This is a genomic window from Bacillus sp. REN10 (genome assembly GCF_016820555.1).
Taxonomy (GTDB): Bacteria; Bacillota; Bacilli; order Bacillales; family Domibacillaceae; genus Bacillus_CE.
The window spans coordinates 1-15,846 of sequence record NZ_JADHDW010000001.1 but is presented as its reverse complement, the minus strand read 5'-3'; the positions used below and the strand labels follow the sequence as shown (position 1 = coordinate 15,846).

General features: G+C 42.6%; 10 protein-coding genes and 13 tRNA genes. 1 reads left to right on the top strand and 22 read right to left on the bottom strand.

What is annotated here, in order from left to right; all coding sequences use genetic code 11:
• Positions 1-303: 303 nt before the first annotated feature.
• From menB to IRB43_RS00100, 4 genes are read right to left on the bottom strand one after another with little or no spacing between them, the layout of a single operon-like run.
• Positions 304-1,122 carry a 1,4-dihydroxy-2-naphthoyl-CoA synthase gene (gene menB, locus IRB43_RS00115; RefSeq protein ID WP_203361406.1) on the bottom strand — a complete coding sequence of 273 codons (819 nt, stop codon included), beginning with the start codon at positions 1,120-1,122 and terminating at the stop codon, positions 304-306.
• Between the two features lie 14 nt (positions 1,123-1,136).
• Positions 1,137-1,946, bottom strand: a complete 810-nt coding sequence (gene menH, locus IRB43_RS00110; RefSeq protein ID WP_203361405.1) for a 2-succinyl-6-hydroxy-2,4-cyclohexadiene-1-carboxylate synthase — start codon at positions 1,944-1,946, stop codon at positions 1,137-1,139.
• On the bottom strand, positions 1,934-3,700 hold the full coding sequence (menD, locus tag IRB43_RS00105; protein ID WP_203361404.1) for a 2-succinyl-5-enolpyruvyl-6-hydroxy-3-cyclohexene-1-carboxylic-acid synthase: 1,767 nt from the start codon (positions 3,698-3,700) through the stop codon (positions 1,934-1,936). Before menD ends, menH begins: the two co-directional genes overlap by 13 nt.
• Positions 3,693-5,102, bottom strand: coding sequence for an isochorismate synthase (locus tag IRB43_RS00100; protein ID WP_238941723.1), 1,410 nt, complete (start codon positions 5,100-5,102; stop codon positions 3,693-3,695). The genes menD and IRB43_RS00100 overlap by 8 nt, the downstream gene beginning before the upstream one ends.
• Positions 5,103-5,410: 308 nt before the next feature.
• Between IRB43_RS00100 and IRB43_RS00095 the strand changes: the two genes are divergently transcribed.
• Complete coding sequence (locus tag IRB43_RS00095; protein ID WP_203361403.1) at positions 5,411-6,334, top strand: 1,4-dihydroxy-2-naphthoate polyprenyltransferase; 924 nt, start codon at positions 5,411-5,413, stop codon at positions 6,332-6,334.
• A gap of 82 nt (positions 6,335-6,416) precedes the next feature.
• Here the strand turns inward: IRB43_RS00095 and IRB43_RS00090 are convergent, their stop codons facing one another.
• The 18 genes from IRB43_RS00090 to IRB43_RS00005 form a co-directional block, all read right to left on the bottom strand.
• A complete protein-coding gene (locus IRB43_RS00090; protein ID WP_203361402.1) occupies positions 6,417-8,834 on the bottom strand; it encodes a glycogen/starch/alpha-glucan phosphorylase in 2,418 nt (805 codons plus the stop codon).
• The gene (gene glgA, locus IRB43_RS00085) at positions 8,824-10,272 is read right to left on the bottom strand and encodes a glycogen synthase GlgA (RefSeq protein ID WP_203361401.1); all 1,449 of its coding nucleotides are present in this window, start codon (positions 10,270-10,272) and stop codon (positions 8,824-8,826) included. Before glgA ends, IRB43_RS00090 begins: the two co-directional genes overlap by 11 nt.
• Entirely contained in the window at positions 10,269-11,297 is a 1,029-nt protein-coding gene (locus IRB43_RS00080) for a GlgC family sugar phosphate nucleotidyltransferase (RefSeq protein WP_203361400.1), read from the bottom strand. Before IRB43_RS00080 ends, glgA begins: the two co-directional genes overlap by 4 nt.
• 24 nt (positions 11,298-11,321) lie before the next feature.
• Complete coding sequence (locus IRB43_RS00075) at positions 11,322-12,470, bottom strand: glucose-1-phosphate adenylyltransferase (RefSeq protein WP_203361399.1); 1,149 nt, start codon at positions 12,468-12,470, stop codon at positions 11,322-11,324.
• Between the two features lie 18 nt (positions 12,471-12,488).
• Entirely contained in the window at positions 12,489-14,345 is a 1,857-nt protein-coding gene (gene glgB / locus IRB43_RS00070) for a 1,4-alpha-glucan branching enzyme (RefSeq protein WP_203361398.1), read from the bottom strand.
• Between the two features lie 265 nt (positions 14,346-14,610).
• Positions 14,611-14,682: transfer RNA gene (locus IRB43_RS00065), tRNA-Glu, on the bottom strand.
• Between the two features lie 4 nt (positions 14,683-14,686).
• A tRNA-Ser gene (locus IRB43_RS00060) sits at positions 14,687-14,777 on the bottom strand.
• A 7-nt stretch (positions 14,778-14,784) separates the two neighbouring features.
• Positions 14,785-14,859 (bottom strand) — tRNA-Asn (locus tag IRB43_RS00055).
• Between the two features lie 6 nt (positions 14,860-14,865).
• Positions 14,866-14,939: transfer RNA gene (locus IRB43_RS00050), tRNA-Ile, on the bottom strand.
• Positions 14,940-14,951: 12 nt separating this feature from the next.
• A tRNA-Gly gene (locus IRB43_RS00045) sits at positions 14,952-15,025 on the bottom strand.
• Positions 15,026-15,034: 9 nt separating this feature from the next.
• Positions 15,035-15,110: transfer RNA gene (locus IRB43_RS00040), tRNA-Phe, on the bottom strand.
• A gap of 18 nt (positions 15,111-15,128) precedes the next feature.
• Positions 15,129-15,205 (bottom strand) — tRNA-Asp (locus IRB43_RS00035).
• A gap of 5 nt (positions 15,206-15,210) precedes the next feature.
• Positions 15,211-15,284, bottom strand: a tRNA-Met gene (locus tag IRB43_RS00030).
• Between the two features lie 22 nt (positions 15,285-15,306).
• Positions 15,307-15,399, bottom strand: a tRNA-Ser gene (locus tag IRB43_RS00025).
• Positions 15,400-15,414: 15 nt separating this feature from the next.
• Positions 15,415-15,491 (bottom strand) — tRNA-Ile (locus tag IRB43_RS00020).
• A 7-nt stretch (positions 15,492-15,498) separates the two neighbouring features.
• A tRNA-Met gene (locus IRB43_RS00015) sits at positions 15,499-15,572 on the bottom strand.
• Positions 15,573-15,591: 19 nt separating this feature from the next.
• Positions 15,592-15,667, bottom strand: a tRNA-Ala gene (locus IRB43_RS00010).
• Positions 15,668-15,680: 13 nt separating this feature from the next.
• A tRNA-Pro gene (locus IRB43_RS00005) sits at positions 15,681-15,757 on the bottom strand.
• Between the last annotated feature and the right edge of the window lie 89 nt (positions 15,758-15,846).

Below are 15,846 nucleotides of genomic sequence, written 5' to 3'. Positions count from 1 at the left end.
TTGTTTTATTTGAGGCTTTCCGCTTTTCTTTGTCCAGCTCCGCCTCCTAGACACTCGAGTCAAATGCCAGCCTGACTGCATGGCTGAAGAACGCCATTTCGTCATTCTAGCATTTGCTTGTCGTGTCTGGTCAGTCGGCTCCGCTTTTCTTTGTCCAGCTTCAAGCACCAACGGCTAGTGGACTTCCACGTTCCTCCTTACGATAAGTCAACATCGATTCACTAGCGTTCATCGTGTTTCCTTTATCTCATGCGGATCGCTCCAGTCCATACGCCGCTAAACGGCGCTTTCCGCTTTTCTTCATTAAGGGAATCTTGGGAATTGACCGAAGTCTGGTTGGCGTTTTTCTTTGAAGGCGTCTCTTCCTTCTTTTGCTTCGTCTGTTGTGTAGTATAGAAGCGTTGCGTCACCTGCTAGTTGTTGCAAACCAGCAAGGCCGTCTGTATCGGCGTTCATCGCTGCTTTGATGAAGCGAAGAGCTGTCGGGCTCTTCTCAAGCATTTCTTGCGCCCATTGAACGGTTTCTTCTTCTAATTTTTCTAACGGTACAACCGTATTCACTAAGCCCATATCTAATGCTTCTTGCGCATTGTATTGACGGCATAGGTACCAAATTTCTCTCGCTTTTTTATGTCCAACAAGGCGAGCTAAATAACCGGAACCATAGCCAGCATCGAAGCTTCCTACTTTCGGACCAGTTTGTCCAAACACCGCGTTATCTGCCGCAATTGTTAAATCACATACGACATGAAGCACGTGACCACCGCCAATTGCATAACCTGCAACCATCGCAATCACAGGTTTCGGAATGACGCGAATTAAGCGCTGTAAATCCAATACGTTTAAACGAGGAATTTGATCGTCGCCCACGTATCCACCATGACCGCGAACTTTTTGATCTCCACCAGAGCAGAATGCTTTTTCTCCCGCTCCTGTTAATACGATGACACCGATTTTTTCATCATCGCGTGCATAAGCAAAAGCATCGATTAATTCCATTACCGTTTTCGGACGGAACGCGTTGTGCACTTCCGGACGGTTAATCGTAATTTTTGCAATTCCATTATACGTTTCGTATAAAATATCTTCATATTGGCGTTCACTAATCCATTCAAAAGCCATTAAAATTGCCTCCTTTATGTATAAAGCAAAAATTCTCTTATTATTGTACCAAATTCTGCGGAATCTTCCACATGAATTGCATGACCTTTTCCGCTTACTTCTTTCCAAACGGCTTGCGGAAGCTGTTTCTTCATTTCATTAGCGATATCCGTAAATTTTTCATCCAACGTACCCGTAACAAGCAAAACCGGCATGGTCAATGCGGAAAGCTCGGTCCACCAAGATGGCTGCGAACCTGTACCCATTCCTTTTAATGAGCCGGAAAGCCCCACCACATGATTTTGCAGCCGCTGACGGCGAATCGCTTCCTGTTTCGCAAACGGCAACCTTTTTTGCGTGGCAAATAGGGGAATGTTTGTCCAGAAATCGATAAACGGCTCCATTCCTTCTGCTTCAATTTTCGTCGCCAACTTCTCATCAGCCGCTCGGCGCGCCGCTCGCTCCTCTTCCGTTTTTAATCCGGGCGAGGCACTTTCTATTATCAGACTTTTTACAACATCCGGATAAAGAACAGCCATCGTTAAAGCGAGACGGCCCCCCATCGAATATCCTAACACATGAAATCGTTCAAATGAAAGCTCATGCATCAATTCCTTCAAATCCCGAGCGAGTAGTTGAATATCGTATCTTGCGGCATCAACAGGGCAGCTGCTTTTTCCATGTCCTAAAAGATCCACTGCCACGCATTGATACCGATCGGTTAACGAAGCGATCGTCTCATTCCATGTCGTACAGTCACCAGTGAAACCATGCAACAATAAAATGGGCTCTCCACTTCCGGTCCTTCCATAATGATAACGACAGCCATGAATCATTCGTTCCATGACCCATCACCAAGAGATCGTTCACTTATTTCCCGGGAAACGTTTTCCCATAGCTTTCGATGAGCAACCACATTTTTTTGCCGATCCGTCACTGCTTCAATAATGAATAGACCATCCGCTTCTTCCGCTGCTTTCATCGCCTCATGTAGCTGATCGATCTCCGTCACTTTGAAATAACCACCGCCATATAGCTTGGCTGCATGAGTGAAATCAAGATCCGCTGGTGTGCCAAATAGCTGTTCAAAATGCTTCGGCTCCGCTGCTTGCGGCAAGTAAGAGAAAATTCCCCCGCCGTTATTATTGATCACGATAACCGTCATCTTAATGCCATTGAGCTTAGCTGCTAACAAGCCATTCAAATCATGGAAAAAGGACAAGTCTCCTAACACTAAATACAAGGGAGGATGAACCACTGCCGCTCCAAGCGCGCTAGAAACAAGCCCATCAATCCCATTCGCCCCGCGGTTCGCGTATAAACGAATATTTTTTGATTGAGCAAAAAAGAACGAATCTAAATCACGAATCGGCATGCTATTGCCCACAAATAGTGAGGAGCCATCCGGTACATGCTGCAATATTTGATGAAAGAGTTTGCCTTCATCAAGCTCGTCATGTTGCTGTACTTCTTTCATTTTTCCTTTGGCAAGCTCGTTCATTTGCATCCATGTCATTAACCAAGCTGTCTTTGTTTCGTTCTTCTTTACAGCATGACTTAGCTTTAAACAAAAATCTGCTTCATCACAAGCAATCATATGAGAGGACGCTGTAATCGGATCTCTCCAACCGCCGCCGCCATCGATCACAAGTTGCTCCTTGTGCACATGCATTTTCAAATATTGAGTCAATGCCTTTGAAACCGGCATCGCTCCAAAACGGAGCACCACGTCAAAAGCAGCTTTCTTTTTCCATTCATCACTTCGCAAAAAGGCATCGTAGCTGTCGATCACGACGGATTCAGCAGACTGGCCACTACGAAGACCGGATAATGGGTCCGCCAAAATAGGATAGCCTACTGCTTCAGCAAGAGCGATGACCGCTTCTTGAAATCCTTCTGTGGCTAACTCCCCGCAAACGATGATTCCCTTTTCTTTTTCTCGTAACAACTGAGCAAGCTGATCGATGCTTTCTTGAGACAGCGTTCGCTTCCCTTCCGTTAGCCGAAGAGGTTGGCTTTGGCTAAACTCCTCTTGGGTGAAAATCCCATCATAAAGCGGGATTAATGGTTCCCGAAACGGAAAGTTTAAATGAACCGGACCAGCGGGAGCTTGCGAAGCGACATGCACCGATTTCGCTGCTGTCGAGCGAACATAGCGCAGCATATTCTCATCCGCATCCGGTAAAGCCATCTCTGAAAACCATTTGACATTTGTGCCATACAGCTGGTTTTGATCAATCGCTTGCGGAGCTCCTACATCTCTTAACTCATGCGGACGATCCGATGTTAATACAATTAACGGAACGCGCGCATTTTTCGCTTCTACCACAGCCGGATAATAATTGGCTGCGGCGGTACCTGATGTACAAAGTAAAGCGACTGGTTTGTTAGAGGCCTTCGCTAGCCCTAAAGCAAAGAAAGCAGCCGAACGCTCATCAATTTGAATATAAACCTTTATATCAGGATGCTCAGCCATTAAAAGTGCCATAGGAGTAGACCGCGAACCCGGACTAATCACGGCGCTGTCTACTCCTGCTTTTACTAGCCCATCAATAAAGTGGGCATTATACAATGTTACATCTTGTTGATGATTACTCATCAGCCGTCCCTCCTATTGCGCGCAGCATCGGCCGGAACTTAATACCTGTTTCAATGAATTCACTTTCCGCTTGTGAATCAGCAACAACACCGCAGCCTGCATAAAGTACGGCTTGTTGTTTATTTAACAAGCCAGAGCGAATCGCTACCGCAAATTCGCCGTTTTTGCGGTAATCCATCCAGCCAACAGGCGCTCCATAAAAGCCGCGGTCCATCGTCTCTAATAGGCGAATTTCCCTTAGCGCCTTATCATTTGGCAATCCGCCGAGGGCTGGCGTCGGGTGAAGCCTTTCCACAAACGGAAGAATGGATGGTTGATCGGTATAACCAGTCACCGGTGTATATAAATGTTGAATATCTCGTACTTTCATTAAGGTTGGCTTAGTTGGAACATCCACTTCGAGACATAAATGAGACATTTCTGTTCGAATCATTTGCACAACATAATCATGCTCAATTCGATTCTTTCCATCATTCAACAGATCGTCTCCTAGCTTGTGATCCTCTGCTTCGTCTCGACCTCGCTTAATCGATCCCGCTAAACAAGTAGATAGCGCTACTTGATCACGTTTGCGCACTAAGCGTTCCGGAGATGCGCCTAAGAAACAGCTTTCCATCGCTTCTAACGAGAAAATGAAGCTGTCCGGCTGTTGATTGAGCAATCGTTCTAGTACAAGATCCGATGTGATCTCCGGCTGAAAATGAGCGGTCAGCTTTCTGGCTAATACCACTTTTTTTAATTCAGGATCAGCAGAAATACTGTGGACTGCTTGATGAACGGATCGCTTCCATTCTTCCGGCTGATGTTCTTCTATCTCGACAAGCTGAACATTTCTTTCTAAAGCAGGAATCGCTGCATGAAATAAATGTATTTTCTTTCGCTCCATTTTATCGATCAGTTCATCAGAATCGTACGACGTACACATCATATTCGTCGTTAAATAACTTTCTCCATTATAAGTCGTGAGCATAAATTCTGGGACGTAAAAGAAAGCAGGTGAAAAATTAGCCCATTCTTTTTCCTGTACCCGTTCAGGATCAAAGGAAAAACCACCAAATAGAAGCGGACCTGTTCCATAAGCATCGAAGGGGTTGTGAATCGATGCACATTCTGTCATGTTATCCCACTTCTGCTCGACCTCTTTATAACGCAGTTCATTTGTCTTCTCACTGCGAATCGTATGAATATTACCTAACCCAACAATTGTCAATTCTCCATCTCGATCTTTCCAGAAAAATCGTTCCCCAGCATAAGCGGCTCGTCCATTTTGATAAAAAGCTAATGGATCGACCGAATCCACCTTCTCTACATAGCTAAAAAGCACAGACGGAACATGAGGCAGTTTATGATGAATCGCCTGCGTAAATATTTCTTTTATCGGATGGCTTTTTATAGTAGACAATGAAATCTCCTCCATTGCACATACAGCAGTATGAATCGTTGTCAAACTTATTTAAAGATACACCTCTTGAACTCCTTATGTCAACGATTCCACCACGTTTTGTCTTATTCTACCCTTATTATAATGCTTTGCGTCAATCGTTCCTATTATTTGTTTGTTTTCAATGCGTCAGATGGGGAAATGAACCTGCTTTGACACATGAAAAGTGATTGACACTCATCCCTTCCTTTTCTACACTTATAATGACGAACAGAAGAAGAGATATTTAAATATGATGTTCGTTATTAACTAAAGGGAGAGAATAAACGATGGAAGTCAATACAGCCCCTTTCATTAAGCCAGACAAAGGCTGGAAAGTTTGGTGGCAGCTTATGAGGCCGCACACGTTAACAGCCGCCTTTGTTCCCGTGTTTCTCGGAACGGCTTTGGCTGTCGCATATACGTCGCTTCAAATTGATTTGTTTTTAGCGATGCTCATGGCCTGTTTATTAATTCAGGCAGCTACAAATATGTTCAATGAGTATTTCGATTACGTTAGGGGACTCGATACCGAACACTCTGTTGGGATCGGAGGCGCCATTGTCCGAAATGGCGTTCAGCCGCGCACAGTGCTGACGATGGGATTTGCCTTTTTTGGTATTGCTTTGCTGCTTGGTATTTATATTTGTGCCAATACGACATGGTGGATCGCTGTCATTGGGATCATCTGTATGGCAGCGGGGTATTTTTATACAGGCGGACCGCTTCCGATTGCTTACACGCCGTTTGGTGAATTGACAGCCGGCTTTTTTATGGGATTTGTCATTATTTTGCTGTCTTTTTATATTCAAACAGGTTTTATTTCTAGCTCCAGCATACTGGTTTCTGTTCCCATCTCCATTTTGGTTGGTTCGATTTTATTAGCGAACAACATTCGTGATTTAGATGGCGACAAAGAAAATGGGCGAAAAACGCTGGCGATTTTAGTCGGACGCAAGCGCGCCATTCAAGTGCTCGCTGGCATGTTCATCATGTCCTTTATTTGGGTAGCTGCTCTTGTGGTGTTTGGGATTGGATCACCATGGCTTCTTCTCACTTTTTTAAGTATTCCGAAGGCCGTGAAAGCAACAAAAGGCTTTATCGGTAAAACACTGCCGATTCAAATGATGCCTGCCATGAAAGCAACCGCGCAAACCAATACGATTTTCGGCTTTTTGCTGTCGATCGGCATTTGCTTAGGTTATCTTCTATAGGGCAAAACGGTGAGTATCCACTTAAGCTGGATACTCACCGTTTTTTCTTTTCATTCTGTTAAAATCACGGAGCAAAAATGAATTATCGCTTCATCAGCACTTGACTGCCGCGGCTATGGACGTCCCAAATTTCTGAGGCATACTCGCGAATCGTCCGGTCGCTTGAGAAGTAGCCCGATTGACTAATATTGCGCGCCGTCATTTGCAGCCAGCGATTGCGGTCTTTTTCATATAAATGCCCCGCTTCTTGTTGCTTATCGCGATAAGCGGCAAAATCTTTCAAAACAAAATATTGATCATTTTCCATCAGCAACGAATCATAAATCATATCAAATTGATTCTCTTCTTCAAAAAAGCCGTTCACTAATTGATCCATCACTTGCTGGATATGATCATCGTGATGATAATAATCCATGGAACGATAGCCGCCTTCACGTTCAAACTTCATCACTTCTTCTGCTTTCAAACCGAAAATAAAAATATTGTCTTTGCCTACTTGCTCTAATATTTCAACATTCGCCCCATCAAGTGTCCCCATTGTTAAAGCACCGTTCATCATAAACTTCATATTCCCTGTCCCTGATGCTTCTTTGCTGGCTGTGGAAATTTGTTCGCTAATATCGGCTGCGGGAATAATATCTTCTGCTAAAGACACGCGATAATTTTCTAAAAAGACTACTTTCATTCGATCTTTTACAATCGGATCATTGTTGACCATGTCTGCTACAGAATGAATCAGCTTAATAATTTTCTTCGCATAATAATAACCTGGCGACGCTTTTGCCCCGAACACAAATGTCCGTGGATACATATCAAAAGAAGCATCTTCCCTCATGCGATTATACAAATACATAATATGTAGCACATTTAATAGCTGTCGCTTATACGCATGCAATCTTTTCACTTGAATATCAAAGATCGATTGCGGGTCCACAGTGATCTCATTTTGTTCAAAAATCAACTTCGCCAAAATTTCTTTGCGCTGTTGCTTCACTTTCTCTAAGCTCCTTAAAAAGGAAGCATCCTGTTCATAAGGTTGAAGAAGAGCGAGCTTTTCCGGCTGCTTCATCCACTGTTCACCAATCGTTTCTGTAATTAAATGTGTCAGTTGCGGATTGGCTTTAATTAACCAGCGGCGATGCGTAATTCCATTCGTTTTATTATTAAATTTCTCCGGCTGAAATTGATAAAATAAGTTCATTTCCCGATTTTTTAAAATCTCTGTATGGATTTTGGCTACTCCATTGACGCTATGGCTACCAACAATCGCTAAATGAGCCATCTTCACTTGCCCATGCGCCACAATCGCCATTCGTTCAATGCGCCCCCATTCTCCCGGATAAAGCTCCCATAAACTTCTGCAGAAGCGCTCATTAATCTCATCCACAATCATAAAGATTCTTGGCAGAAGTGGCTTAAAAATCCGAATGGGCCACTGCTCCAACGCTTCTGACAAAGTCGTATGATTCGTATAAGCAAATGTATTGGTCGTAATTTGCCAAGCTTCTTCCCAACTGAGGCAATGGTCATCTAGCAATACCCGCATAAATTCCGGAATTGCAAGAACGGGATGCGTATCATTGATATGGATCGAGACATGCTCATGAAACTCATGCAAATTTTTATACTGCTCTAAGTAATCTTGAATAATCGAACGGATACTTGCGGACACAAGAAAATATTGTTGCTTTAACCGTAAAATTTTCCCCTCATCGTTCGTATCATCCGGATATAAAAATTCGGAAATGGCTTCTGTCTCTTTTTTATACTTTAGCACATCTTGATTCGGCATATACCGGGACGGTTCTGCACTCCAAAGTCTGAGCGTATTGACCGTAGTCGTTTCATAGCCAATCACCGGCATATCATAAGGAACTGCGCTCACATATTCAGCATCGACATGTCGGAATGTGAGTCCTCCATCCTTTTCATACGTCTCCACTCTCCCCCAAAAGGGCACCTCTACAGCCAAATCAATCTTTCTTACTTCCCATACATGGCCGTAACGCAACCAATGCTCAGGCAATTCCAACTGAAAGCCATCCACCATTCTTTGCTCAAATAAACCATGTTTATAGCGAATACCGCAGCCGTGTCCTGGCAAGTTTAATGAAGCTAATGAATCAAGAAAACACGCAGCCAATCGACCGAGCCCACCATTTCCTAAAGCCGCATCATATTCCACTTCTTCGAGCTCTTCTAATGAAATATATAAGTCGCTTAGCCCTTCCTTCACCACATCATAAATACCCAGATTTAATAAGTTTTGGCCTAACAGCCGGCCAAGTAAAAACTCAATCGATAAATAATACACTTTCTTTTGCTTTTTTTTACTGTATTCCTCATTCGTTTGAATCCAATTAGAGCTAATATATTCCCTTACCATGTTTCCTAACGTTTGAAATTGATCAGACAAGGTCGAATCTTGAAAGCTTTTCCCATACGTTCTTTCAATCCGCTTTAAAAAAGCCGTTTTAAATGCTTCTTTATTAGAAAACATGACTTTCCCTCCTAGACGATAAGTCCGAATATAATTCACTATACTTTTTGGCAGACTGCGACCAGCTATAATCACAAGTCATCGCCTGCTTCATCAGCTTCTCCCAAACGCTCTTATCCTCATACATATGAATCGCTCGTCTAAAAGTAAACAATAAATCATGGGCATTAAAGTTCGTGAAAGAAAACCCATTCCCTTCACCGGTTTGTTCGTTATAGGAAAGAACGGAATCATTCAATCCTCCTGTTTCACGCACAAGTGGCAGCGCTCCATATTTCATCGCGATCATCTGCCCAAGTCCGCACGGCTCAAACTTTGAAGGCATCAAAAACAAATCAGACCCTGCATAAATTTTATGCGCCAGCTCTTCATCAAAACCAATATATGATCGCACTTTTTGTGGATATCTCCACTCCATCTCTTTAAAAAACCATTCAAACTCATCCTCTCCCGTACCGAGAACAATGAATTGAACATCTTCCTCCATCATTTCATGAAACACTCGCGTCACGAGCTCTAACCCTTTTTGCCTTGTAAAGCGAGAAACGATCGAAACAATGGGTACATCGGCTTTCTCCGCTAACCCAAACATTCGCTGAAGCAGCTGTTTATTCTCTTTCTTTCCATCCAAATGATCACGATCAAAAGGGACAATCAACGGATCTATGGCCGGATGGTAAATGGAATCGTCAATCCCATTTAATATGCCGATCAAATCATCTTGCCTTTCTTGTAACACACCGTCTAACCGTTCCCCAAAATAAGCAGTTAAAATCTCATTCCTATATGTAGGACTGACTGTTGTGATCGCATCGGCAGCAACAAGTCCACCTTTCATAAAATTCATACAATCATAAAATTCTAACTGACGACTATTGAAATACTGACTATGTAAATTTAATAAATCCGTCAGTACACTTTGCGGAAAAATGCCCTGATACAATAAATTATGAATCGTAAAAACCGTTCGAATCAATTCATAACCCGGACGATGCTGATGCTCGACTCTCAACATGAAAGGAATCATCGCCGTATGCCAATCATGACAATGAATCATATCTGGATAAAAGCCGAGATGTGGCAAGCTGTCTAACGCTGCTCTAGTGAAATAAGAAAATCTTTCGCCATCATCTCCAAAGCCATACATTTGCTCTCGGTAAAAATAATACTCGTTATCGATAAAGTAATACACAATGCCATCTTTCTCGAGCTGTTCGATCCCGCAATATTGATTTCTCCAACCAACAGGCACAGTATATTCCGTCACTTTCTTCATTTGTTCCCGATATTCTAAAGGAATCGTTCCGTATTTAGGCAACATCACCCGCACATCGATTCCCTGCTTTTTTAACTCTTTCGGCAAAGAGCCAGCCACATCAGCCAGCCCTCCTGATTTCACAAAAGGTACACATTCTGAGACAACAAATAGTAATTTCACGAATTCATCACCACTCCTTGTACTGACCCTTTACGAATCACAATTGGCTCCTCTGGTGTACCTATGATTTTAATTCCATCACCTATTACCGCATCTTTATCAATAATGACATGGGCTAACTCACAATCTTCGCCAATCTTGCTCTTTTGCATAATAATGCAATTTTTAACAGTTGTATTTTTGCCGATAAACACGGCACGGGAAATCACACTTTGCTCGATTTCTCCTTCAATCACCGCCCCGTTAGCAATCATGGAATTTTTAACAAGAGACGTCTCCGTGTACTTTGTTGGCGGCTCATCCTTTACCTTCGTATAAATCGGTTGAAACTTGTTAAAAAGCTGGCTCCAGTTCTCTTTTTGTAACAGTTCCATACTGACCGTATAGAAATCACGGATCGATTGAATTTGCTCACAATACCCATCCATTTCGTATTTACAAATGTGATAGTCATGATTATGACCATTCACAATATCTTGCATACATGTATATCCGGTTTCCTTCCTCTTCTCAATGAGCTGAATCAGCAATGGAACAGGCACAACGTAAAGCTCAATCGGGCGGCCTTGATTATAAATTTGTAAAATATCGCAGCTATCCTCTTTTAATTTCTTTAAAATTGGAGAAAAATCCATATTAAATACGGTATAACAATTGCTAATTAATGCATACTTTTGCGTGCTCCGCTTGAAATAATCGATATGTTGAGCAAAATGACAAAACAGCCCGACTTTATCTTCTTCTCCCTTTACATTAGGAGATGGGAAAAAAAATAAACCATCTCGTTTCCGATTTAAATCCCAGTCTTTCCCTGATCCTAAGTGGTCCATTAATGAGCGATACTGATACTTTGGAAAAATGGCTACACTTTGAATTCCTGAATTCACCATATTGGATAAAATAAAGTCAATCAGTCGATAACGGCCAGCAAAAGGAACGGCCGCTAATGAACGGTGAAGCAATAAGTCTTCCATTGAGTCCGGATGTGTTGTCGCATCAATGATACCAAGCATAGATCTATTCATTCCATTTCCTCCATTTCAACAAAGTTATTGCTTTTGTTCTATTAATTGTGCAAGATATTCTTCTGTGATTAATAAAATGTTTTCTGTATGATTATAGATTTCGACGTTATCAGGAATTTCTAAGTTGCTAATGACAATCGCTCGTTCAATCACACAATTTCTTCCTATACGGGCATTTGGCATAATGACTGCATCTTTAATCACCGTCTTCTCCTCTACTTGCACCCCTTGGAAGAGAACAGAATGAATTACTTCTCCCTCAATGACGCACCCCTCATTGACTAACGAATTTTTAACAATCGCATGTTCACCAATAAATTGCGGCGGTTGATTAGGGTTCACTGAATAAATGCGCCATGAATGGTCTAGCAAATCTAACTCTTCTTCTTGATCTAAAAGATCCATATTAGCTTCCCATAAGCTTTGAATTGTTCCAACGTCCTTCCAATAGCCGCTGAAAGGGTAGGCAAACAGCTTTAGCTTCTCCCGCAGCATTAACGGAATGACATCTTTTCCAAAATCATTCGTTGATTTCGGATTCCCCTCATCAATCTCCAAATATTCCTTTAATACCGACCATTTAAAAATATAAATCCCCATGGAGGCAAGATTACTAGTAGGCTTCTTCGGCTTTTCTTCAAAGTCTGTAATTTCCATGCGCTGATTCGTACTCATAATGCCAAAGCGGCTCGCCTCATTCCAAGGAACCTCAATCACAGAGATGGTCACATCCGCCTCTTTCTCGATATGGAAATTTAGCATCTTGGCATAATTCATTTTATAAATATGATCTCCTGATAAGATCAGGACATGTTCTGGGTCGTACTGTTTTAAATAATTTAAATTTTGATAAATGGCATTCGCCGTGCCTGAATACCACTTTACTCCTTCTGTTTCTGAATAAGGCGGTAGCACCGTCACTCCACCGGTTTTTCGGTCTAAATCCCATGCGCTGCCAATTCCAATGTAAGAATTAAGCACAAGCGGTTGATATTGAGTCAACACACCGACCGTATGAATGCCCGAATTCGCACAATTACTCAGCGGAAAGTCAATAATACGATATTTCCCTCCATACGGAACAGCTGGCTTCGCTAACCCTGTCGTTAGTTCTTTTAATCTACTTCCTTGCCCACCTGCTAATAGCATTGCAACGCACTTTTCTTTAACCATTCCATTCCCTCCTATTTATCATTTAGGCTGAATATACACAACACCAAAAGGCGGTATAGTCATATGTACAGACGCCGGTTGCCCATGAAAATGATCTTTTGTCGCTTTTAAAGGCGCCGGATTAATTTGACCGGATCCCCCATATTCCTTTTGATCACTGTTTAAAACCTCCTCATATAAGCCAATATCAGGAACTCCTATTCGATAGTTCTCATAGCCATACTCTCCAAAATTACAAATGACAATCAAAGGAGAGCCTTCTTTACTTCTGCGAATAAATGAGTAAATATTTTGCTTCGTATTATGAACGTCAATCCATTGAAAACCACGAGGATCATGATCTAGCTCAAATAAAGGTTCAGCACTCTTATATAAATGAAGAAGGTGAATAAAATATTCCCGAAATTTCCGATGCATCTCATACTCAGTTAAATGCCAATCCATCTCTTCAAGGTCCTTCCATTCCGAAAAGGGAGCTAATTCGCTTCCCATAAATAAAAGTTTTTTTCCTGGATGAGCGATTAAAAAGCCCATTAATAACCGAAGCTGGGCGAACTTCTGCCAATAATCCCCCGGCATTTTATTTAATAATGATTTCTTCCCATGCACGACCTCATCATGTGAGAATGGTAAAATGAAATTCTCTGAGTACGCATACATTAAGGAGAAAGAAATTAAATGATGATGGTCAGAACGTTGATGCCAATGAGTTTCCATATAATTCAACACATCGTTCATCCATCCCATATTCCATTTATAATTAAAACCAAGCCCTCCTACATGCACCGGTGCAGTCACTTGCGGCCAATCGGTCGAATCTTCTGCAATCATTAATACATCAGGATCAAATTGAAACACCGCTTGATTCAGCTTTTTCAAAAACTGCAGCCCAAAAGGATTGACCTCTAGCTGATCTCGATTCGGCCAATAAATAATATTTGCTACCGCATCCACTCGAAATCCATCAATATGAAAATAATCAAGCCAAAACACCGCATTAGAGATAAGAAAGCTTTGCACCTCTGTTTTTCCTAAATCAAAGTTCGCTGTGCCCCAAATGTAATTTTCTCGATCCCAGCTGTTCTCATATTCATAACTATAGCCTCCATCTAGTCGGTGAAGTCCATGAGCATCTTTGCAAAAATGACCTGGAACCCAATCTAAAATCACACCAAGCTCATGCTGATGACATTGATCGACAAAGTACATAAAGTCTTTCGGTTCTCCGTAGCGACTCGTCGCAGCGAAATATCCTGTGCCTTGATATCCCCACGAGCGATCATAAGGATGCTCCGTTACAGGCATCACCTCAATATGAGTAAACCCTAGTTCTTTTACATAAGGAATGACTTGATCAGCCAATTCTCGATAAGAGTAAAGAGTACCATCTTCTTTTCTTTTCCAAGTGCCTAAATGAAGTTCATAAATGGAGACAGGCTGTTCATAAACAGAAACCCGTTTTTTATTTTTTTGCCACAATTGATCATTCCATTCATATCCACAAAGTGAATAGATAATACTAGCTGTTCCTGGCCTCTCCTCTGCAAAAAATGCATAAGGATCAGCCTTTAAATATACCTCGTCTGATTCGGTCACCATTTCATATTTATAGAGCTCACCCTCTAGGTTTTTTCTGATCCGTATATACCAAATTCCTTCCTCATTGACTTTTTGTAAGGAATAGCCTTCCCCATTCCAATTGTTAAAGCTGCCAACAAGTCGAACTTTCTTCGCATGAGGCGCCCATACACAAAAAGATGTGTAAATATGTTCGTCAATCTTAAACAGATGAGCACCGAATAACTCATAAGCTCGAAATAGATTTCCTTCATGGAATAAATGAATATCAAAATCGGTTGGATATGCTGCTGTCATAATTCCCATCCTTTAAATTGAAATAAAATAGAGAAATCATCATATGAGGCTTAGTAGAAGAGCTATGTAGTGGAGCATTTTTCGAAAAACAAATCTTCTTATAGTTTATAAGATTCTGTATCTTGAAAATAAATCCTCCTTAAAGAATTGTTAATTTATCGACAATTCTTTACGATAATTTAACAATTCATGAGAAAGCAAAAAAGCAGAAGACTAATTGTTATAAAACAAATAGTTTTCTGCTTTTTTTGTTTGTATATAAGAATGACCCGTACGGGATTCGAACCCGTGTTACCGCCGTGAAAGGGCGGTGTCTTAACCGCTTGACCAACGGGCCAATATGGCGGAGAAGGAGGGATTTGAACCCTCGCGCCGGTTACCCGACCTACACCCTTAGCAGGGGCGCCTCTTCAGCCTCTTGAGTACTTCCCCAAATGTATGGCTCCGCAGGCAAGATTCGAACTTGCGACCGATCGGTTAACAGCCGATAGCTCTACCACTGAGCTACTGCGGAATAAAATGGGCCTGAATGGACTTGAACCATCGACCTCACGCTTATCAGGCGTGCGCTCTAACCAGCTGAGCTACAGGCCCATTATTAAAATTTGGAGCGGGTGATGGGAATCGAACCCACGACATCAGCTTGGAAGGCTGAGGTTTTACCATTAAACTACACCCGCATTCATAAGTGGTGGCTCAGGACGGAATCGAACCGCCGACACATGGATTTTCAGTCCATTGCTCTACCAACTGAGCTACTGAGCCAATAAGATAATACATAAATGGCGGTCCGGACGGGACTCGAACCCGCGACCTCCTGCGTGACAGGCAGGCATTCTAACCAACTGAACTACCGGACCAATTATTGCGGGGACAGGATTTGAACCTGCGACCTTCGGGTTATGAGCCCGACGAGCTACCAGACTGCTCCACCCCGCGACGATAAGAAGATTGTATAATATGGCGGAGGAAGAGGGATTCGAACCCCCGCGCGGTTTAACCCGCCTGTCGGTTTTCAAGACCGATCCCTTCAGCCAGACTTGGGTATTCCTCCATATTTTTATGCAAGTGGTGGACCTTGCAGGACTCGAACCTGCGACCGGACGGTTATGAGCCGTCTGCTCTAACCAACTGAGCTAAAGGTCCTTTTAAATAGCGGCGGAGGGGATCGAACCCCCGACCTCACGGGTATGAACCGTACGCTCTAGCCAGCTGAGCTACACCGCCATGGTTTATATCATTTAATTGGTGGAGCCTAGCGGGATCGAACCGCTGACCTCCTGCGTGCAAAGCAGGCGCTCTCCCAGCTGAGCTAAGGCCCCATATGTTTTTAAATGGTCGGGAAGACAGGATTCGAACCTGCGACCCCTTGGTCCCAAACCAAGTGCTCTACCAAGCTGAGCTACTTCCCGCAAAAATGTATGTATAATGGCGCGCCCGAGAGGAGTCGAACCCCTAACCTTTTGATCCGTAGTCAAACGCTCTATCCAATTGAGCTACG